This is a genomic window from Actinocorallia longicatena (assembly GCF_039534125.1).
GTDB classification, from domain to species: domain Bacteria; phylum Actinomycetota; class Actinomycetes; order Streptosporangiales; family Streptosporangiaceae; genus Actinocorallia; species Actinocorallia longicatena.
This window is the reverse complement of the sequence record NZ_BAAAUV010000009.1, coordinates 1-19,457: the sequence shown is the minus strand read 5'-3', so window position 1 is coordinate 19,457 and position 19,457 is coordinate 1. Positions and strand designations below refer to the sequence as shown.

Here is a 19,457-nt window from a genome sequence, read left to right as displayed (position 1 = left end):
CACCGCCCTACGGTTCGGGTATGACCCCATCCCGACTGGTGAGCGGGCGGCTCGCCCTGCTGTTCACCGCCACCTTCGGCGCACTGACCGGTTTCTACCTGCTGCTCTCGGTGGTGCCCCTCTACGTCAGCGGCGGCGGCGCGGGCCGGGCGGAGGCGGGGGCGGCCACCGCGCTGCTGCTGGCGGCGCAGGTCCCCGCCGAGCTCGCCACCCCCGCCCTGACGGCCCGCTTCGGCCACCGGGCGGTGCTCGGCGCCGGGCTGCTCCTGCTCGGCCTGCCCGCCCTGCTCCTCCCGCTCGGGACCTCCGCCGCCCTGGTCGGCGGGGTCTCGTTCGCCCGCGGCCTCGGCACGGGCCTCGTGGTCGTGGTCGGCGGGGCGCTGGTCCCGCTGCTCGTGCCCGAGGGGCGGCGCGGGGAGGGGCTGGGGGTGGCCGGGGTCGTCGCGGCGGTCCCCGCGGTGCTGGCCCTGCCGCTCGGCGTCTGGCTGGCCCACGCGATCGGCTTCACCCCGGTCTTCGTGATCGGCGGCCTGGCCGCGATGACCGGGCTGTTCTGCCTGCCGGCCCTGCCCGGCCGCGGCACCGGCGACCAGGCCGGGATGCTGGCGGGCCTGCGGAGCCCGGCCCTGGTCAGGCCGTCGGTGATGTTCGGCGCGACGGCCATGGCGGCCGGGGCGGCGATCACGTTCCTGCCGATCACCGCGGGCCGGGCGGCCCCGGCCGCACTGCTGTTCCAGGCGCTCACGATGACCGCGGGCCGCTGGTGGGGCGGGCGGCTGGTCGACCGGCACGGGCCGTCCCGGCTCGTGGCGCCCGCCCTGGTGGCCTGCGCCGCGGGCACCGCCCTGCTCGGCCCCGCGCCGCTGGCCGCCGCGGCCCTGTTCGGCACCGGCTTCGGCCTCGCCCAGACGGCCACCTACACCCTGATGCTCTCCCGGGTCGACGCCTCCGGCTACGGCACCGTCAGCGCCCTGTGGAACCTCGCCTTCGACGCCGGGATGGGCGCGGGGGCGGCGGCCCTGGGCGTCACGGCGGGGCTCACCGGCTACCCCGCGGCCTACGCTCTCACCGCGGTCCTCATCCTCGCCTCGCTCACCCTGAAGGGGAATCCCGATGCAGCACGCACACGTGACGATCTCGCTCGACGGCTTCATGACGGGGCCGGACGTCGGCCCGGATCAGCCGATGGGAGCGGGCGGCGAACGGCTGCATGACTGGATCTTCGACCCGTCGCCCGCTGACCGCGAGATCATCTCCGAGACGTTCGCCACGGCGGGCGCGGTGGTCCTCGGCCGCCGCACCTTCGACGTCGGCTTCGGGCAGTGGAACGACACGCCCTACCCGGTGCCGTCCTTCGTCGTCACCCACCGCACCCGCGACGACCTTCCCGCGAAGAGCGCCTCGTTCGCCTTCACCGCGGACCTCGCCGAGGCCGTCCGGCGGGCGCGGGAGGCGGCGGGGGACCGGCACGTGATCATCATGGGCGCCGACGTCACCCGGCAGGCCCTGGAGGCGGGACTCGTGGACGAGCTCCGCCTCCAGATCGCACCGTTCACCCTCGGCTCCGGCACCCGGCTGTTCACCGGAACCGTCCCCCACGGCTTCGAGTGCCTGGACGCCCGGGTCACACCGCACGCCACCCACCTGCGCTACCGCGTGGTGAGCTAGAGGATCGCGCCGGGGGAGTAGGCGGCGGCCGCCGGGTGGCGCTTGACGACGGTCTCGATGTGCTCGACGACGGCGGCGACCTGGGCGGCCGCCGCGCCGGTGAAGGAGAGCCGGTCGGCCATGAGGGCGTCGAGGGCGGCGCGGTCCAGCGGGAGGCGCGGGTCGGCGGCCAGCCGGTCCAGGAGCTGGTTGTCCGCGGTGCCCTGCTCGCGCATGGCCAGGGCGGAGCCGACGGCGTGCTCCTTGATGGCCTCGTGGGCCTCCTCGCGTCCGACCCCGGCCTTGACGGCCGCCATGAGGACCTTCGTGGTCGCCAGGAAGGGCAGGTAACGGTCGAGTTCACGGCCGATGACGGCGGGGAAGGCGCCGAACTCGTCCAGGACGGTCAGGAACGTCTCGATCAGGCCGTCGAAGGCGAAGAAGGCGTCGGGGAGGGCGACCCGCCGGACCACGGAGCAGGAGACGTCGCCCTCGTTCCACTGGTCGCCGGCGAGCTCGGCCGTCATCGAGGAGTAGCCGCGCAGGATGACCATCAGCCCGTTGACGCGCTCACACGAGCGGGTGTTCATCTTGTGCGGCATCGCCGAGGAGCCGACCTGGCCCTCCTTGAAGCCCTCGGTGACCAGCTCGATCCCGGCCATCAGCCGGATCGTCTTCGCCAGGGAGGACGGCGCGGCGGCGAGCTGGACCAGCGCCGACAGGACGTCGAAGTCGAGGGAGCGCGGGTAGACCTGGCCGACCGAGGTGAACGCGGAGGCGAAGCCGAGGTGCTCGGCGACCCGCGACTCGAGGTCGGAGAGCTTGGCGGAGTCGCCGCCGAGCAGGTCGAGCATGTCCTGTGCGGTGCCGACCGGGCCCTTGATGCCGCGCAGCGGGTAGCGGGCGATCAGGTCCTCGAGCCGGGCGAACGCGGCGAGGAGCTCGTCGGCGGCCGAGGCGAACCGCTTGCCGAGGGTGGTGGCCTGCGCCGCGACGTTGTGCGATCGGCCGGTGATGACCGTCTCGGAGTACTGGGCGGCCAGCGTGCCGAGCCGGGCCAGCACGGCCACGACCCGGTCGCGGGAGTGCTCCAGCGACAGCCGGATCTGGAGCTGCTCGACGTTCTCGGTGAGGTCGCGCGAGGTCATGCCCTTGTGGACGTGCTCGTGCCCGGCGAGAGCGTTGAACTCCTCGATCCTGGCCTTCACGTCATGCCGGGTGATCTTCTCGCGTTCGGCGATGGAGGGCAGGTCGACCTGCTCCAGGACCCGCTCGTAGTCGGCGAGAGCCGCCTCGGGAACGTCGATGCCGAGGGCGGCCTGGGCGCGCAGGACGGCCAGCCACAGCCGGCGCTCCAGCACCACCTTGTGCTCGGGGGACCACAGGAGGGCCAGGTCGGGAGAGGCGTAGCGGCCGGCGAGGACGTTCGGGATACGAGGCTTTGCAGTCACGTTCCCCGATTCTATTAGGCCTGTTCAGCCCGTCAGAAGCCCGGGGTTGTCCGCCAGGCTCTCCAGATGCCCGCGCGGGTCGGCGATCAGCCTGCGCTCGGCCAGGTCGAGCATGCCCGCGACGCCCGAGACCTCGGCGGCGACGGTCCCGTCCTCCTTGATGATCCGCTGCTCCATCGTGAAGGTCTTCCCGGGCCCGTAGGCGAAGGCGCAGGTGACCTTGACGCGCTCGCCGCCGCGCAGCTCGCGCCGGAACCTCAGGGTGCACTCCAGCTGGACCGGCCCGATCCCGGACGCCAGCAGCTTCTCCTGCGGCAGCCCGGCCGCGCGCAGCAGCTCCCAGCGGGCGTGCTCGCAGTACTGGAGGTAGACGGCCTGGTTGAGATGGCCCTGGGTGTCGAGCTCGTAACCGCGTACGACGACATCAACAGAGAAGGTCATGAGTACTAGAACGATCGTTCTGATTCCCCGATTCCCGCGCGGGAAGTGATCTGGATCACCCGCCGCGCGGGACGGCCGTCTCAGCCCTTCGCGGCCAGGCCCATCGAGGCGAACCAGGTCCTGGCCTCCTCGGTGAGGGTGCCGTGGCGGTCGGCGCGGTCACGCCAGGCGGTGAGCATCGTGAGGAACGAGGCCGGGTTGTAGGCGTCCTCCTCATAGGACCACAGCCCGTCCCCGGCGTACTTGAGGAGGGTGATGTTGTCGGCCTGGTGGACGCTGCCGTCGCCCGGGTCGGCCATGCGGTTGAAGACCTGGCAGACGATCCAGCCCTTGTCCTCGTCGACGACGTACCAGCCGATGGGGAAGTGGGGCATCGCCGAGCCGGGGAAGGTCGCCATCGTCGTGGTGATCCAGCGGCGGATCGCCTCACGGCCGCCGAAGGTGCCGTAGCCGTGCTCGACGTAGGTCGCGTCCAGGGTGAACTGGTCGGCGAACAGGTCCCAGTTCCCGCTGCCGCCCGCCGCCAGCGACGTCCGCTGATAGCCCGCGAAGGCCTCCTCGAGTTCCTGCCGTGTGAATCGTCCCGCCATCCTGTGGCCCTTCTCCGAGATCCGAAGGCTCGCGCGCCCCGAGTCTGGACGATCACCGCACGGTTGAACAGGGTCTGCGGCGGGCCGTCCCGGAGCGGCGATGGCAGCGGTGCCGGGGCGGGGCGTGGAGGGCCCGCGGCGGGGGCGCCGGATGTTCAGGGGCGACCCTGCCGACCAGGGCGGGCGGCGGCGCGGTCGCGACGGTGTGCGCGAGGAACAGCGGGACGCCGACCGCGGCGGCCAGCACGAGGGCGGCGCCGAGATGGCGCACCGGCGGACGCCGCCCGTCGCGGGTGAGGAGCCTGAGGCCGAGCAGTGCGGTGTGCAGGAGCTCGCCCGCGGCCAGGGCCAGCAGCAGCGGGACCAGCGGCTCCGGCGGCGGGAGGGCCAGGGCGATCGCGGCGCCCGCGACCGGGGCCGCGCACGACAGCAGCAGCCAGGGCAGCGGGCGGCGGCGGGCGGTGCGCAGGAGGGCGCCGAGCGTGACGCCCTCGCCCGCCGAGTGCAGCAGGAGGGTGAGCATGACGAGGGTCGTGGCGGTGGTGGCGACGGCCGTGCTCTCGAACGTGCGGTGGCTCGCCATCGCCAGGGCGGTGCCCGCGCCGCCGAAGGCCAGCTCGGCGGCCGGGGCGCGGTGCCTGCCGGGGGCGTGCTCACCGCGGTGGCGCGAGCCGTGGTCGTGCCGGGTGAGGTAGGTGATGACCGCGAAGCCGAGGACGGTCGCGGCGACGATCTCGGCGCCGGGGACGCGGTCCGCGACGGCCTCGTCCCACGCGTCGGGGAGGACCTCGGTCAGGGCGGTGGTGAGGATCAGGGCGGAGGCGATGGCCAGCCACAGCGGCCGGCGGCGGTCGCGGTGGGCCAGCAGCATTCCGGCGGCGGTCGCGGCGCAGATGACGGCCAGGGTGAGCAGGGCCGTGGTGAAGGGGGCCAGCGGCACCGGGGGAGACCTCCAAACTACTCAGGGTAGTCGTTGACCTTCCCTTGGTCACCGGGGGTAAACGGCGCGTACGATCACGCGGGTGAACGGGCTGTTCGTGGTGGGACCTCCGCTTTTCGTGGTGACCGGGCTGACGCTGGTGGCGGCGGCGGGGGTCGCGGCGGCGGCGCGGCTCGGGCACGGCCGGGCGGTGCTGACGGCGGGCGTGCGGGCGGGCGTCCAGCTCGGGCTGGTGTCGCTGGTCATCACGCATGTGGCGACGCGTTCGTGGGCCACGGCCCTGTTCGTCGTGGTGATGTACGCGGTGGCGGCGCACACGGCCTCCTCCCGGCTGGACGGGGCCCGCTGGGCGATCGTCCCGCTGGCCGGCGGGTCGGTCCCGGTGGTGGCGCTGCTGGTCGGGACGGGGCTGGTGCCGCCCGGCGGGCTCACCGTCATCCCGGTGGCCGGCATTCTCGTCGGCGGGACGATGACGGCGACCGCGCTGTGCGGGCGGCGCTGCCGCGACGAGCTCCGCACCCGCAGGGGCGAGGTGGAGGCCGCGCTGGCGCTCGGGTTCACCGCGCGGCAGGCGGCGCTGGAGATCTGCCGTCCGGCGGCGGCCACCGCGCTGATCCCGGCGCTCGACCAGACCAGGACGGTCGGGCTCGTGACGCTGCCGGGCGCGTTCGTCGGGATGCTGCTGGGCGGGGCGACCCCGGCCCAGGCGGCGATCGTCCAGCTCGTGGTGCTGGTGGCGCTGCTGGCGGCGCAGTCCGTCGCGATCGCCCTGACGATCGAGTTCGCGATCCGCCCGGCCCCCGCCGGGGAACGGAACCGCCCGGGACGGGGGCGTTCTCCCCGTCCCGGGCGGCGTTCGCGCGAGGTCTAGCCCTGGCCTTCTAGGAGCCGTAGACCTCGAACTCGGAGATCTGGCCCGCGGGCCAGCCGGTGTTCCCGGTGATCTGCAAGCGCAGGTGGCGCTTGGTGATCGCGGGGAAGGTGATCGTGACGGTGTTGGCCGTCGCCGGGCTGAAGGTGTAGCCCTGGGAGGCCTTGGCGGTGGTGCCGAAGGTGGATCCGTCGTCACCGGCCAGGACGGCCAGGGTCTGGACGCGGGTCGCCCAGTCGGCCGCGGGCGGCAGCTTCAGCACGATCCTGGAGACCTGCCTGGCCGTGCCGAGGTCGACGCTGAGCGTCTGCGGCCAGGCGTTGTTCGTGCTCTCCCAGTAGGTGGAGGCGTTGCCGTCGGCGGCGCGCGAGGGGGCCAGGTCCTGGGTCTGGCTGCCGGCCGTCATGGGCCGTCCGGCGGCGAGGTTGCCGGTCGGCGTCGGCGTCGGTGTCGGAGTGGGGGTGGGGGTCGGGGTGGGGGTCGGGGTCGTGGTGGTGCCGGTGAAGACCTCGAACGACGAGAGCTGACCGGCGGGCCAGCCGGTGTTCCCGGTGACGGTCGCCCGGACGTACCGGACGTCGGCCGAGGTGAAGGAGAGGGTGACGGAGTTGCCCGTGGCGGGGTCGAAGACCCGCCCGCCGGACGGCACCAGCGAGGTCCAGGAGTTCCCGTCGGCCGAACCGGTGATCGAGATCGTCTGGGTGCGGGCGCCCCACGCGCTGGACGGCGGCAGCTTGAGCGTCACCTTGTTCACCGGGGCGGCGGCGCACAGGTCGACCGTGATCGACTGCGGCCAGGCGTTGTTGGTGCTCTCCCAGTAGCTGGTGTCGTTGCCGTCGACGGCGTTGCCCGCGGGGAACCCGCCGACGGAGCTGGTCGAGGTGGCGGACTTGCCGCGGGCGACGTCACCGGTGCCGAGGCAGCCCGCCGGGTCCGTGGGCGTCGGAGTCGGAGTCGTGGGGGTCGGGGTCGGCTCGGTCGGGGTGGGCGTCGGGTCGGGGCCGCCGCCGGGGCCCGGGTAGATGTAGTTGGGCGCGGGCCACTGGCCGGTGCAGGTCGAGCCGGAGCTCCAGCCGCTGTTGCCGTTGGTGTCGGTCGGCGCGGTGAAGCCGGTGCCGACGCAGTTGTGGACCGCGACGCCCGCGCCGATGTGCGCGACCTTGACGTTCTGCCAGGTCATCGTGGCCGGTGCCTGCGCCTGGATGGCGTAGGTGCCGGTGCCGTCGATGTTCACGTTCTTGAAGTTGACGGTCCTGGTGTTGCCCTCGATCGTGTGGATCGCGGCGTAGGAACTGTCGAGGATGTCGGTGTCGGTCACGTTGATCGTGGCGTTGACGGGCTCGTTGAGTCCGTCGAACCAGAGGGCGCCGACGCCGAACTGCCAGTTGTAGTCGCTGTTGCCGGCCCGGATGAGCGTGTTGCGGGAGACGTCGATCGTCCCGGAGACGCCGGTGGCGCCGTTGACGCCCGGGTAGCGGTTGGCGACGTGGATGCCGCCGCCGTTGGTGACCGTGTCCGACACGACGTTGTCGGTGATCTTGATGTCCTTTCCGCCGTAGGTGACGATGTTGTTCGCCAGGATCGGTGCGATCACCGTGTTGTGGTCGAAGGAGTTGCCGACGTTGGCGATCCGCTCGGGCCACATGGCGAGGCCGTCGTCGCCGGCGTTGCGGACGAAGGTGTTGGTGACGGCTGAGCCGGTGACGCCGGTGTGGAAGTTCACGCCGTCGGCGGTCTGGTCGAGGATCCGGGTGTTCTTGATGACGAACTTGTCCATCGGGCCGTCCATCCAGGCCCCGACCTTGGTGTGCTGGATCCAGAGGTTGTCGACGGTCGAGTCGGACATGGCGCCGCCGAGGGCGTTGACCTGGTCGTCGTCGACGCGTTCCTGGATGTCGCCGATGATGGCGAAGTCCTTCAGCGTGACGTTCCGGCTGGGCCCGTTGGCCTCGTGCGCCCGCACGCCGCCGGTGTAGCCGCCGCCCGGAACGTACTTGCCGTAGACGCCGGCGGCCCGGTTGCGCTGGGTGGGGTGGCGCCCGGTGAGCACCGAGTACCAGGGGCCCGCGCCCTGGAGGGTGACGCCGTCGACGACGACGTGGTCCCAGAGGGTGTAGGTGCCCGCGGGGATGTAGACGGCCTTGCCCTGGGCCTTGCCGGCGTCGACCGCGGCCTGGAAGGCGGCGGTCTGGTCGGCGGCGTTGCCCGCGACGGCGCCGAAGTCGGCGACCGACAGGGAGCCCGCGGGACGCCCGGCGGCGGGGCCGACCAGCTCGAAGTCGGCCAGGTCGATGGTGAAGGAGGAGGCGACCGCGGTCGAGGAGACCTGGAACCGGATCTTCGTGCCCGCCGGGTAGGTGGTCCCGAGCAGCGCGCGGGTCTCGTCGTAGAAGTGGTGCGGGTTGTTGCCGGGGGTGTTCCCGAACGGGTAGCCGCCGTAGTACCAGCCGTACTTGGAGGTGAAGGACAGGTCCTGCACCTTGCTTCCGTTGACGCGCAGGTCGATGGGGGCGGTGATGCCGGTGCCCGCGGCGTTGTCGGGCACGCTGTAGCGGACGTTGACCGAGTTGGCGGGCTTGGTCAGGGTGAACTCGACGTACTCGCCGGTGGCGTCGAGCTTGACGGCCCGCCGCCCCGAGGCCTCGGAGGGCAGGTTCCCGTAGAGGCGGTCGGGCCCGATGAGCTGGCCGTTGGTCGTCGCGTGCGCGGGATCCTCGGCCTCGAACTCGGTGAACGGCACCGTCGCGCCGCGCCCCGCGACGTCGAGCGGTGACTGGATGAACGGCGCCACCGCGGCGGTGGCGGGGGCGGGCAGGGTCAGCAGACCCGCTCCGCCGAGGGCCAGGGCGGCGGCCGCCACCGCGGCGATCCTCCGCCTTCTCCGCACGGCATGACTGGTACTCGACACGACGAACCCTTCCGGACACGAAGAGCCCCGCGTCGTCAGGAACGCTCTGACAACAGGCTGGGCATGGGGGGTGGGCACTGCCGCCGTCGCCCCGCGGCGGCAATCAAGCAACACACACACTAAAACCATGAACGGTGAACCGCAAGATACTGACGAAACTCCGCAAATCTCAGACTTATGCCTGGTCGGACGCGGCGCGCCGAGGAAAGGGCGGGTCAAGAGACGGTCGGTAAACGATCTTTGGAGTGTCTTTCCGCTGGTCACGGGTATTCGGGCGGTATCGGCGAGGGGTACCTCTGCTGTGAATATCGGGGGGTTCGTTGTGGGGAAGAAGTCCATCGGGAAGAAGAGCCTGGGCGCGGCCGGGATGGCCGTCGTCCTTCTGGTCGGGGCCACGGCCTGCGGGAGCGCGAAGGAGTCCGACGACTCGGGATCGGGCGATTCGGGCGGGACCAGCGGAACGATCGACCAGGGGTTCAAGGTCGGGCTGCTGCTGCCCGAGACGAAGACGGCCCGGTACGAGAAGTTCGACAAGCCGTACATCACGGACAAGGTCAAGGCCCTCTGCCCGAAGTGCGAAGTGGTCTACGCCAACGCCAACCAGGACCCGAACCTGCAGCAGCAGCAGGTCGACACGATGCTCACCAACGGGGCCAAGGTCCTGATCCTCGACGCGGTCGACGCCAAGGCGATCTCCTCGTCGGTCAGCAAGGCCAACGGGCAGGGCGTCAAGGTCGTGGCCTACGACCGGCTCGCGACCGGTCCGATCAGCGCCTACACCTCGTTCGACAACCTTCAGGTCGGCAAGCTGCAGGGCCAGGCCCTGCTCGACGCGATCAAGAAGGGCGGCGACGCCAAGCGCGGCCCGATCGTCATGATCAACGGCTCGCCGACCGACCCGAACGCGGGCGACTTCAAGAAGGGCGCCCACTCCGTCCTCGACGGCCAGGTCACCATCGGCAAGGAGTACGACACCCCCGACTGGAGCCCCGACAAGGCGGCGGTCGAGGCCGACGGCGCGTTCACCGCGCTCGGTGCCAAGAAGGTCGTCGGCGTCTACTCCGCCAACGACGGCATGGCCGGCGGCATCGCCAAGTCCATGGCGAACGCGGGCGTCCCCACCGGGACCCCGCTGACCGGCCAGGACGCCGAGCTCGCCGCGATCCAGCGGATCATGCTCGGCACCCAGACCATGACGATCTACAAGCCCATCAAGCCGGAGGCCGAAGCCGCCGCGCAGATGGCGATCGACCTGGGCAGCGGCAAGACGCCGTCGGGCAACCAGACGGTCGCCACGGTGCCCGCGCAGATCATCACGCCGCAGGTCGTGACCAAGGACAACGTCAAGGACACCGTCGTCAAGGACAACTTCTGGACGGTCCAGGAGATCTGCACCTCGCAGGTCGCCGCCGCCTGCAAGTCCGCGGGCCTGACGTAAGCCGGTTCCCCAACTTCGGGCAGGAGGTCGACATGGCGGGTGAACCCGTCCTCGCGCTGCGGGGAGTCAGCAAGCGGTTCGGCGCCGTCCAGGTGCTGACCGACGTGGACCTGGAGGTGAACCGGGGAGAGGTCGTCGCGCTGGTCGGCGACAACGGCGCGGGCAAGTCCACGCTGATCAAGGCGATCGCCGGGGTGGGCCCGCCGGACGAGGGCGAGATCCGCTGGGAGGGCAAGCCGGTCTCGATCGGCAGCCCCTCGGTCGCCCAGGGGCTCGGGATCGCGACGGTCTACCAGGACCTCGCGCTCTGCGACAACCTCGACGTGGTCGGCAACCTCTTCCTGGGCCGCGAGATCCGCAGGTTCTCGATCCTGGACGAGGTCGCCATGGAGGCCCGGGCGCAGGAACTGCTCCGGACCCTGTCGATCAAGATCCCGAGCGTGCGGATCCCGGTGGCGTCGCTGTCGGGCGGCCAGCGCCAGACGGTCGCGATCTCGCGTTCGCTGCTGGGCGCTCCGAAGATCGTCATCCTGGACGAGCCGACGGCCGCGCTCGGCGTCGAGCAGACCGCGCAGGTCCTCGACCTGGTCGAGCGCCTGCGCGAGCAGGGACTCGGCGTGATCCTGATCAGTCACAACATGGTCGACGTGCGGGCCGTCGCCGACCGGGTCGCGGTCCTGCGGCTCGGCCGGAACAACGGCTTCTTCACCACGGCCGACACGACCCAGGAGGAGATCATCTCCGCGATCACGGGGGCGACGGACAACGCCGTCACCCGGCGCCAGGCCAAGGGGGAGGCGCGATGAGCACGGCCAACGAGCCGCCACCCGCGGCCGCGCCGCAGAACGAGGCCGCCGCGACCGCGCAGGTCGACCCGCGGCTGGTCGTCCAGCAGGAGGGGTTCAAGGGCTACCTGCACGAGTTCACCCGCAAGATCAAGGGCGGCGAGCTCGGCTCGCTGCCGGTCGTGGTCGGGCTCGTGCTGATCTGGATCGTCTTCCAGAGCCTGAACAGCAACTTCCTGTCCGCCCAGAACCTGTCGAACCTGAGCATCGACATCGTGGCGACCGGCATGATCTCGGTCGGCATCGTGTTCGTGCTGCTGCTCGGAGAGATCGACCTGGCGGCGGGCTCGGTGAGCGGCGTCGCGGCCGCGGTCCTGGCGGTCCTGAACGTCAACAAGGGCTGGAACCCGGTGCTGGCGATCATCGCCGCGGTGCTGGTCGGGACGCTGCTGGGCTTCGTCCACGGCTGGTTCTTCGCCAAGATCGGAGTACCGGCGTTCGTGGTCACCCTGGCCGGCATGCTCGCCTGGAGCGGTCTGCAGCTGCAGATCCTCGGCCCGAACGGCACGATCAACCTGGACAACAACGGGCTGGTCTCCAAGCTGACCAGCTCCTACTTCAGCCAGGTGGTCGCCGCCTACGGGCTGGCCATCCTCGCGGTGGCGGGCTTCTTCGCGGTCTCCTTCCTGGGGAACAAGCGCCGCAAGGCCGCCGGGGTGCCGTCCAGGACGATGACCGACCTGCTGATCCGCACGGCCGGGCTCGCGATCGTCGCGCTCGGGGTGGCCTACATCCTGAACCAGTACAAGGGCCTGCCGGTCGCGCTGCTGATCTTTCTGATCGTCTGCGTGCTCACCGACTTCATCCTGCGCCGCACGTCCTACGGCCGGAAGGTCTTCGCGGTCGGCGGCAACATCGAGGCGGCCCGGCGCGCGGGCATCAGCGTCCCGTGGATCCGGATCTCGGTGTTCATGATCTCCGGCGGGATGGCGGCGGTCGGCGGCATCTTCGCCGCCTCGCGGATCTCCTCCGCGAGCCAGGCGACGGGCCAGAGCAACGTCCTGATGATGGCCATCGCGGCCGCGGTCATCGGCGGCACCAGCCTGTTCGGCGGGCGCGGCTCGACCTTCTCGGCGCTGCTGGGCATGCTCGTCATCCAGTCGATCGCCTCGGGCATGGCCCTCCAGGGCGTCAGCAACTCCATCCAGTTCATGGTCACCGGCGCGGTCCTGCTGGCCGCCGTGGTGATCGACTCGGTCAGCCGCAGAAGTCAGAAGGCGGCCGGGCGGGCGTGATCGGGGACGCGTAGATTGCGGGCATGGAACGCGAGCTCGCGGCGGTCTACGGACCCGATGTGAAGATCGAAGGACTGAGCCGGGACAGCGGAGGCGCTTCCCGGCTCACGTCCGCTTTCGACGCGGTCACCGCCGCGGGGCGGGTGCCGCTGATCCTCCGGCAGACCACGCCGGGCGCCGAGGTGGTGACCAGCCCGCTGGCGCGCGAGGCCGCTCTGATGCGGGCGGCCCGGACGGCGGGAGTGCCGGTCCCGGAGATCGTCGCCGAGGGCGAGGACTTCATCGTGATGGAGCGGGTCGAGGGCGAGACGATCCCGCGGCGGATCCTGCGCGCGCCGGAGCTGGCCCAGGCCAGGGAGCGGCTGGCGGGGGAGTGCGGGACGATCCTCGCGGCGCTGCACACCATCCCGCCCGCCACGATCGCGGACCTGCCCGAGGAGGACGAGCTGGCCCGCTGGTCGGGCGTCCTCGCCGAGCTGGGTGAGCCGCATCCGGTGCTGGAGCTGGCGTTCCGCCGGCTGGAACTGGCGCGGCCCGCCCCGGAACGGACCGTGGTCGTGCACGGCGACTTCCGCAACGGCAACCTGATCGTCGGCCCGGACGGCGTGCGAGCGGTCCTGGACTGGGAGCTGTCGCACCTCGGCGACCCGCTGGAGGACCTCGGCTGGCTGTGCGCGAAGGCGTGGCGGTTCGGCTCGGCGTCGCCGGTCGGCGGGTTCGGGCCCTACGAGCAGCTCGTCGAGGCCTACGAGCGGGCGTCGGGCACCACGATCGACCTCGAGGCGCTGCGCTGGTGGGAGACGTTCGCCGGGCTGAAGTGGGCCGTCATCTGCGTGATGCAGGCCCGGCGGCACCTGAGCGGCGGAGAGCGCTCGGTCGAGCTCGCCGCGCTGGGCCGCCGGGTCGCCGAGAACGAGTGGGACCTCCTCCACTCGCTCCCGTGAGGCTCCGGGGCTTCAGAAGCTCCAGGTGCCGCCCTTGGCGTAGACGTCCAGGACGCGCTGCGCCGTCCGGGTGATGTGGACCTCGTCGGGGCCGTCGTAGATGCGGCCGGCGCGGGCGTGCCGGTACATCCGGTCGAGCGGGGTGTCGCCGGTGAGGCCCTCGGCGCCGTGCACCTGGATGGCCCGGTCGATGACGTTGTGCAGCATTCGCGCCCCCGCGACCTTGATGACGCCGATCTCTACCCGCGCCTGGCCGCCGGCGTCGATGGCGTGCGCGGCGTTGAGGGTGAGCAGCCGGGCCGCCTGGATCTCCTGGAGGGAGTCGAAGACGTGCTGCTGGAGGAGCTGCTTGGTGGCCAGCGAACCGCCGAACGCCTCGCGGTCGTGCAGCCGGGCGCACATCAGGTCGAAGGCGCGCTGGGCCTGGCCGAGCCAGCGCATGCAGTGGAAGATCCGGCCGGGGCCGAGCCGCTCCTGGGCGATGACGAAGCCCTGGCCCCGCGGGCCGAGCAGGTTCTCCTCCGGGACGCGCACCTCGTCGTAGACGACCTCGCAGTGCCCGCCGTTCAGCCCGAGCACCGGGGTCTCCCGGATGATCTGGTAGCCGGGAGTGTCGGTCGGGACGAGGATCATGCTGAACGAGCGGTACGGGCTCGCGCCGGTCTCGGTGCGGCACATGACCGTCGTGTAGGCGGCCCGGTCGGCCAGCGTGGTGAACCACTTGCGGCCGCGGATCACCCAGTGGCCGTCCTCGAGCGTCGCGGACGTGGTGAGCTGGGTGGGGTCGGAACTCGACAGGCCCGGCTCGGTCATCGCGAAGCTCGGGTAGATGTCTCCCCTGACCAGGGGTTCGAGGAAGCGCTCACGCTGGGCGGGGGCCGCGTACCGGTCGAGCATCAGCGAGTCCTGCAACGTGAACGTGCCGAGCGCGAGCTGGCCGAACTCGCTGCGTCCCTGCACCTCGTTGACGTAGACGTAGTCGAGGAACGGCAGGCCGCCGCCGCCCAGCTCCTTCGGGTGGCCGAGCGCCCACAGGCCCGCCGCCTTCGCCTCCCGCTGGAGGTCGCGCAGCAGCGCCTCGTCGCCCGCGTGCAGGGCGTCCTCCGCGGGTTCCACCCGCTCGGTCATGAAAGCGTGGACGGCCTCCCGCAGCGGCCGCACCGATTCCGGTACCTCGAAGCTCATGTCCGTTCCCTTCGCGTGACTAGAATCGCATTCTGTCTCGCGAAGGGTTCACGCGCCATGCCAGCCCCCCACGACGCCCCCACCACCGTCCAGCTGATCGAGGCCGTCCGGGAGTTCCTCGAGGCCGAGGTGCTCCCCGCCACCGGCGGCGGCCTGCGCTTCCACGCCCTCGTGGCCGCGCACGTCCTCGGGATGGTCGAACGCGAGCTGACCCTCGGAGCCGGCCACGCGGCCGACCATGCCGCCCGGCTGGCCGCCCTCGGCCAGCGGGACGACGCCGCCCTGGCCGCCGCGATCCGCTCCGGGACCCTCGATCCGCACGACCCGGCCCTGCTGGCGGCTCTCGCCGAGGCGACCAGAGCCAAGCTCGAGGTGGCCAACCCCGGTCACCTCGGTTAGGGGAAGCAGGTCAGGCGTCGCCGGGCGGGCCCCAGCGTTCGCCGATCTCGGTCCAGGTCGGGCCGGGGGCGGGCAGGGGGTCGCCGTGGTGGCGGAGGCCGTCCAGGAGGACGGCGAGGTAGCGCAGGCGGAGCTCGTCGGCGCGTTCCGGGGTGGTCTTGAACCGGGTGCGCAGGATCTCCAGGATCAGGACCAGGTCGCCGGTGACGACGCCGGGGCGCAGTGAGCCCTCGGCGGCGGCGCGGTCCAGCAGCGCCTGCATGGCGTCCGCGCCGCGCTCGCTCAGCCGCACCATCTCCTCGGTGACGGGGAAGGCGCCGGCGAAGCGGCCCATCGCGCCCGCGCCGCAGGTCAGAGACTCGCGCATGAAGCGGGTGAGTGCCGACCATCCATCGGGTTCCGCGGCGAGCGCGCGTTCCGCGGCCTGGAGCGTGCCCTCCATCGCGACGGTGCACAGGCGCCGGACGAGCTCCTCCTTGCTGCGGTAGCGCCGGTAGAGCGAGCCCATGCCGACGCCCGCGCGCTCGGCGATCACCGACATCGGGGCGTCGTAGCCCAGCTCGAAGAAGACCTCGCGGGCCGCGTTGAGCACGGTCCTGTCGTTGCGCTCGGCCTCGGCCTTGCGCCCGCCCTGGGCGTGGGCGGCGGGGAGGGTCTCGGGAGCGCTCATCCTCGAAGCCTATCTGGACCGGAGCGGAGCGCTCCGCTAGCATTCCGAGCGGAGCGCTCCGCTCCGATAGCCGAAAGGACCCCCGTGACAGCCACCGATCTCCCCGTGGAAGCGCCGGAGGAGGGCGGGGCACGGCAGCGGGCCGTGCTCCTTCTCGCCTGCCTCGGCCAGTTCCTCGTCGTCCTCGACGTCTCGATCGTCAACGTCGCCCTGCCCGCCGTCCGCGCCGATCTCGGGTTCGGCGCGACGGGACTGCAGTGGGTGGTCAACGCCTACGCGCTGACCTTCGCCGGGTTCCTGCTGCTCGGCGGGCGGGCCGCCGACCTGTTCGGCCGCAAGCGCGTCTACCTCGCCGGGCTGGCGCTGTTCGCGCTGGCGAGCCTCGGCGGCGGGCTCGCCACGACGCCGGGCACGCTGATCGCGGCGCGCTCGCTCCAGGGGGTCGGCGCGGCGATCCTGTCCCCGGCGACCCTCACCCTGCTGGCCACCGCCTTCCGCGATCCGGCCGCCCGGACCAGGGCGGTGGCGCTCTGGAGCGCCGCGGGGGCGTCGGCGGGGGCGGTCGGCTCCGCCCTCGGCGGGCTGCTGACGGAGTACCTGTCCTGGCGCTGGGTGCTGCTGATCAACGTGCCCGTCGGGGCCGTCGTGTTCGCCGCGGCCCTGCGGCTGCTCACCGAGGAGGCCGCGCCCGCCGCACGGCGGCTCGACGTCACCGGCGCGGTGCTCGTGACCGCGGGGTTCGGCGCCGTCGCCTACGGGACGGCCCGGACCCACGAGCACGGCTGGGCCTCGGCGGACGCGCTCGGCCCGATGCTCGCGGGACTCCTCGCACTCCTGCTGTTCCTGCTGGTCGAGGGGCGGTTCGCCCGGGAGCCGCTGATGCCCCTCGGCCTGTTCCGCTCACGGGCCGTCTCGACCGCGACGGCGACCATGATGCTGGTCGGGGCCGCCTTCTTCGCCATGTGGTACTTCCTGTCGCTCTACATGCAGACCGTCCTCGGCTACAGCGCGGTCGAGGCCGGCCTGGGATTCCTGCCGCACACCGTCGCGATCGTCGTGGGGGCGCGGTCGGCGCCCGCGCTCATGCGCAGCTTCGGACCGCGGGCCGTCCTGGCGGCGGGCGCCCTGCTGGCCGCCGCGGGGTTCCTGTGGCAGTCGAGGATCGGCGCCGGCAGCGGCTACCCGGCCGGGATCCTCGGCCCGGCCGTCGTCATGTGCCTCGGGTCGGGGCTCACTTTCACACCGGTCGCCGCCGTCGCGACCGGGGCGGCGGCACCCGGTGAGGCGGGCCTCGTCTCCGGAGTGATCAACACGGGCCGTCAGGTGGGCGGTTCGCTCGGCCTCGCGGCCCTGGCCACGATCGCCGCCGCCCCCGCCGACCCCCTCACCGGCTACCGCCACGCCTTCGCCGTCTCGGCCGTCCTCATGCTCCTCGTCGCGGCCCTGGCCGTCCTCGTCCCGCGCGGGGAGAAGGGCTAGCGGACGTGGACGTTCACCGCGTAGCCGCCGTCGTCGTAGGGGGCGGCGTCCCAGGTGGCGAAGCGGTCCACGAGGGTGAGGCCCGCGGCCGTGCAGTGGGCGTCGTACTCGGCCAGGGTGATCGTCGGCTCGACGGGCAGGTGGGCGCGGTCGAGACCGAAACCGGACACCAGCAGGCCGCCGTCGCGCAGGGCCCCGGCGAGGCGGCGGACGGTCTCCGCCTCGGTGCCGGGGGCCAGCAGCGGAAAGATGTTGCCCGCGGCGACCACGAGATCGAAGCCCGCCTCGAAGCCGAGCGCGTCCGGGTCGAGGCGGGACAGGTCGGCCTCGAACCACCGCAGCTCCGGCGCGGCCTTGCGGGCGACGGCCAGCATGGACGCGTCGAGGTCGACCCCGGTGCAGTCGTGGCCGAGCTCGGCCAGCCGGATCGCGACCCGCCCGGTGCCGCATCCGGCGTCCAGGATCCGCGCGCCGGGCGCCACGAGGGCGTCGCAGAACCGCGCCTCACCGTGCATGTCCCTGCCTGTCGCGGCCAGCGCGGCGAACCGCGCCGCGTACTCGTCCCCCGACGTCCCGCCGGTCAGCTCTTCCCATCGGCTCATGCGCCGACCCTAGCGGGCAGCTCGCCCGACCCCCTGGTGATGAGCCTGGTCGGAAGGGTGACGGTCCTGGGCGGCGAGGTGTCGCCGTGGATGCGGGCGAACAGCAGGTGGGCGGCGGTGGTGCCGATGGCCACCGGATCCTGGGAGACGACCGTCACCGGGGGAGAGATCCGGTCGGCGAGCACGAAGTCACCGAAGGCGATCATCGCGACGGCGGGCGGCAGCGTCTCCAGGACGCCGACGGCCACGATGTCGTTCCCGGCCAGGACGGCCGTCGGCGGATCGGGCGCGGCGAGGAGCCCGGTGACGGCCGCCGCGGCGTCGGAGGCCACCCGCAGACCGTGCCTGACCAGCCCGGGATCGAGGGGGATGCCCGCCTCCGCGAGCGCCTCGGTGTAGCCCGTGCGGCGTTCGGCGAGCGTCCAGATCTCCTTGCGGTCGCCGAGGAAGGCGATGCGCCGGTGGCCGTGCGCGACCAGATGGCCGACGGCTTCCCGGACGGCGTCACGGTTGTCGACGATGACCGTGTCGACGTCGAGCCCGGGGGCGCGGCGATCGGCGCAGACGACGTGCGTGCCCGTCGCCATCGACGGCAGCAGGAAGCGGTGGCTGCCCTCCACCGGGATGAGGATCATGCCGTCGACGCGCCGCGAGGTGAACGCGGCGATCACTTCGCGTTCGCGGCGCAGGTCGTCGCGGGAGGATCCGATCAGCACGACGTTGCCGCGCTGCCGGGCGACGTCCTCGGCGGCCGAGGCGAACGCCGCCATGAACGGATCGGCCACGTTGTCGACCAGCAGCCCGATCGTCTGGGTGAGCTGGCCCTTGCGCCGCAACTGCCGGGCGACGGCGTCGCGCTGGTAGCCGAGGCCGCGGATCGCCCGCTCGACCCGCGCGGCCGTTTCCGGCCCCACCCCTGCCTCACCGTTGACCACGCGTGACACCGTCATGGTGCTGACACCGGCCAGCCGGGCGACGTCCTTCATCGTGGGCCGACGCTTCATTTCGTTAACGTTACCAGCAGATTTTGGGGAGATATATGGGGGCCCTTGACACCCGAGGAGGGGCAGCGGAGTATGGGCGAGCGTTAACGATAACGGGGGTTTCTGTACGCACCCAGAACACACACCACCCCAACATCTGGAGGACGGATGCGTTTCAGCACCCGTGGAGTTCTGGCCGCGGCGGGTATCGCCGTGGCTCTCGTCGTGAGTGGTTGCGGCGCCGATGACGGCGATGGCGGCGGTAGTGGTAGTAAGCAGGTGGAGGTTTTCACCTGGTGGGCTGATGGTGGTGAGAAGGCTGGTCTGGATGGCCTCGTCTCGCAGTTCAAGACCGACTGTTCGCAGTTCGAGTTCGTGAACGGTGCGGTGGCCGGTGGTGCGGGTGCGAACGCCAAGCAGGTCCTGGCCTCCCGGCTTCAGCAGGGCGACCCGCCCGACACGTTCCAGGCTCATGCGGGGGCGGAGCTGAACGACTACATCAAGGCGGGTCAGATCGAGGATCTGAGCGCGAGTTACACCGAGTGGGGTCTGTCCTCGGCGTTCCCGAAGGGTCTGATCGACAGCCTGACGGTGGACGGGAAGATCTATTCGGTTCCGGCGAACATTCACCGGGCGAACGTGCTGTGGGCGAACAAGAAGGTCCTGGAGAAGGCGGGGATCAGCAAGGCGGCGACGACGCTGCCGGAGTTCTTCACCCAGCTCGACACCCTGAAGTCCAAGGGCGTCGCCACCCCCCTGGCGGTGGGGAAGGACTGGACGCAGCAGATGCTGTTCGAAGCGGTCCTGATCTCTGATCTGGGGCCGGAGA

The 19,457-nt window shown here is 71.8% G+C and carries 19 protein-coding genes; 10 read left to right on the top strand and 9 right to left on the bottom strand.

The window, feature by feature from the left end:
- Positions 1-20: 20 nt before the first annotated feature.
- Both ABD785_RS19675 and ABD785_RS19670 read left to right on the top strand, forming a co-directional pair.
- The gene (locus tag ABD785_RS19675) at positions 21-1,214 is read left to right on the top strand and encodes an MFS transporter (RefSeq protein ID WP_344830213.1); all 1,194 of its coding nucleotides are present in this window, start codon (positions 21-23) and stop codon (positions 1,212-1,214) included.
- Entirely contained in the window at positions 1,186-1,668 is a 483-nt protein-coding gene (locus tag ABD785_RS19670) for a dihydrofolate reductase family protein (RefSeq protein WP_344830210.1), read from the top strand. Before ABD785_RS19675 ends, ABD785_RS19670 begins: the two co-directional genes overlap by 29 nt.
- Here ABD785_RS19670 and purB read toward each other — a convergent pair.
- The 4 genes from purB to ABD785_RS19650 all read right to left on the bottom strand — a co-directional run bounded on the left by purB (position 1,665) and on the right by ABD785_RS19650 (position 5,069).
- Entirely contained in the window at positions 1,665-3,098 is a 1,434-nt protein-coding gene (gene purB, locus ABD785_RS19665; protein ID WP_344830207.1) for an adenylosuccinate lyase, read from the bottom strand. The two genes, ABD785_RS19670 and purB, sit on opposite strands and share 4 nt — an antisense overlap.
- Before the next feature lie 24 nt (positions 3,099-3,122).
- On the bottom strand, positions 3,123-3,539 hold the full coding sequence (locus ABD785_RS19660; RefSeq protein ID WP_344830204.1) for an acyl-CoA thioesterase: 417 nt from the start codon (positions 3,537-3,539) through the stop codon (positions 3,123-3,125).
- Between the two features lie 80 nt (positions 3,540-3,619).
- A complete protein-coding gene (locus ABD785_RS19655) occupies positions 3,620-4,129 on the bottom strand; it encodes a nuclear transport factor 2 family protein (protein WP_344830201.1) in 510 nt (169 codons plus the stop codon).
- Positions 4,130-4,181: 52 nt separating this feature from the next.
- Positions 4,182-5,069 carry a hypothetical protein gene (locus tag ABD785_RS19650; RefSeq protein ID WP_344830198.1) on the bottom strand — a complete coding sequence of 296 codons (888 nt, stop codon included), beginning with the start codon at positions 5,067-5,069 and terminating at the stop codon, positions 4,182-4,184.
- An 82-nt stretch (positions 5,070-5,151) separates the two neighbouring features.
- Here ABD785_RS19650 and ABD785_RS19645 point away from each other — a divergent pair, with 82 nt between their 5' ends.
- Complete coding sequence (locus ABD785_RS19645; protein ID WP_344830196.1) at positions 5,152-5,940, top strand: ABC transporter permease; 789 nt, start codon at positions 5,152-5,154, stop codon at positions 5,938-5,940.
- A gap of 10 nt (positions 5,941-5,950) precedes the next feature.
- On the opposite strand, the gene ABD785_RS19640 is transcribed toward ABD785_RS19645, so the two are convergent.
- Positions 5,951-8,827, bottom strand: coding sequence for a galactose-binding domain-containing protein (locus ABD785_RS19640; protein ID WP_344830194.1), 2,877 nt, complete (start codon positions 8,825-8,827; stop codon positions 5,951-5,953).
- A 343-nt stretch (positions 8,828-9,170) separates the two neighbouring features.
- Between ABD785_RS19640 and ABD785_RS19635 the strand changes: the two genes are divergently transcribed.
- From ABD785_RS19635 to ABD785_RS19620, 4 genes are read left to right on the top strand one after another with little or no spacing between them, the layout of a single operon-like run.
- Positions 9,171-10,286: a sugar ABC transporter substrate-binding protein gene (locus tag ABD785_RS19635; RefSeq protein WP_344830192.1), complete on the top strand. Its 1,116-nt coding sequence runs from the start codon at positions 9,171-9,173 to the stop codon at positions 10,284-10,286.
- Between the two features lie 32 nt (positions 10,287-10,318).
- Positions 10,319-11,092 (top strand): ATP-binding cassette domain-containing protein, encoded by a 774-nt coding sequence (locus ABD785_RS19630; protein WP_344830190.1) that lies wholly within the window; start codon positions 10,319-10,321, stop codon positions 11,090-11,092.
- Complete coding sequence (locus ABD785_RS19625; RefSeq protein ID WP_344830188.1) at positions 11,089-12,366, top strand: sugar ABC transporter permease; 1,278 nt, start codon at positions 11,089-11,091, stop codon at positions 12,364-12,366. Before ABD785_RS19630 ends, ABD785_RS19625 begins: the two co-directional genes overlap by 4 nt.
- Positions 12,367-12,389: 23 nt before the next feature.
- Positions 12,390-13,310, top strand: coding sequence for a phosphotransferase family protein (locus ABD785_RS19620; protein WP_344830186.1), 921 nt, complete (start codon positions 12,390-12,392; stop codon positions 13,308-13,310).
- A gap of 12 nt (positions 13,311-13,322) precedes the next feature.
- On the opposite strand, the gene ABD785_RS19615 is transcribed toward ABD785_RS19620, so the two are convergent.
- Positions 13,323-14,495, bottom strand: coding sequence for an acyl-CoA dehydrogenase family protein (locus tag ABD785_RS19615; RefSeq protein WP_344830183.1), 1,173 nt, complete (start codon positions 14,493-14,495; stop codon positions 13,323-13,325).
- A 57-nt stretch (positions 14,496-14,552) separates the two neighbouring features.
- Between ABD785_RS19615 and ABD785_RS19610 the strand changes: the two genes are divergently transcribed.
- Complete coding sequence (locus ABD785_RS19610; protein ID WP_344830180.1) at positions 14,553-14,894, top strand: DUF6285 domain-containing protein; 342 nt, start codon at positions 14,553-14,555, stop codon at positions 14,892-14,894.
- Positions 14,895-14,904: 10 nt separating this feature from the next.
- Here the strand turns inward: ABD785_RS19610 and ABD785_RS19605 are convergent, their stop codons facing one another.
- The gene (locus ABD785_RS19605) at positions 14,905-15,564 is read right to left on the bottom strand and encodes a TetR family transcriptional regulator (RefSeq protein WP_344830177.1); all 660 of its coding nucleotides are present in this window, start codon (positions 15,562-15,564) and stop codon (positions 14,905-14,907) included.
- A gap of 84 nt (positions 15,565-15,648) precedes the next feature.
- Between ABD785_RS19605 and ABD785_RS19600 the strand changes: the two genes are divergently transcribed.
- Complete coding sequence (locus ABD785_RS19600) at positions 15,649-17,043, top strand: MFS transporter (RefSeq protein ID WP_344830174.1); 1,395 nt, start codon at positions 15,649-15,651, stop codon at positions 17,041-17,043.
- Here ABD785_RS19600 and ABD785_RS19595 read toward each other — a convergent pair.
- A complete protein-coding gene (locus tag ABD785_RS19595) occupies positions 17,040-17,645 on the bottom strand; it encodes a class I SAM-dependent methyltransferase (RefSeq protein WP_344830171.1) in 606 nt (201 codons plus the stop codon). The genes ABD785_RS19600 and ABD785_RS19595 overlap by 4 nt on opposite strands.
- Positions 17,642-18,649: a LacI family DNA-binding transcriptional regulator gene (locus ABD785_RS19590; RefSeq protein ID WP_344830167.1), complete on the bottom strand. Its 1,008-nt coding sequence runs from the start codon at positions 18,647-18,649 to the stop codon at positions 17,642-17,644. The genes ABD785_RS19595 and ABD785_RS19590 overlap by 4 nt, the downstream gene beginning before the upstream one ends.
- Before the next feature lie 147 nt (positions 18,650-18,796).
- On the opposite strand from ABD785_RS19590, the gene ABD785_RS19585 reads away from it, so the two are divergent.
- On the top strand, positions 18,797-19,457 hold a 661-nt coding region (locus ABD785_RS19585), incomplete at its 3' end, for an ABC transporter substrate-binding protein (protein WP_344830164.1).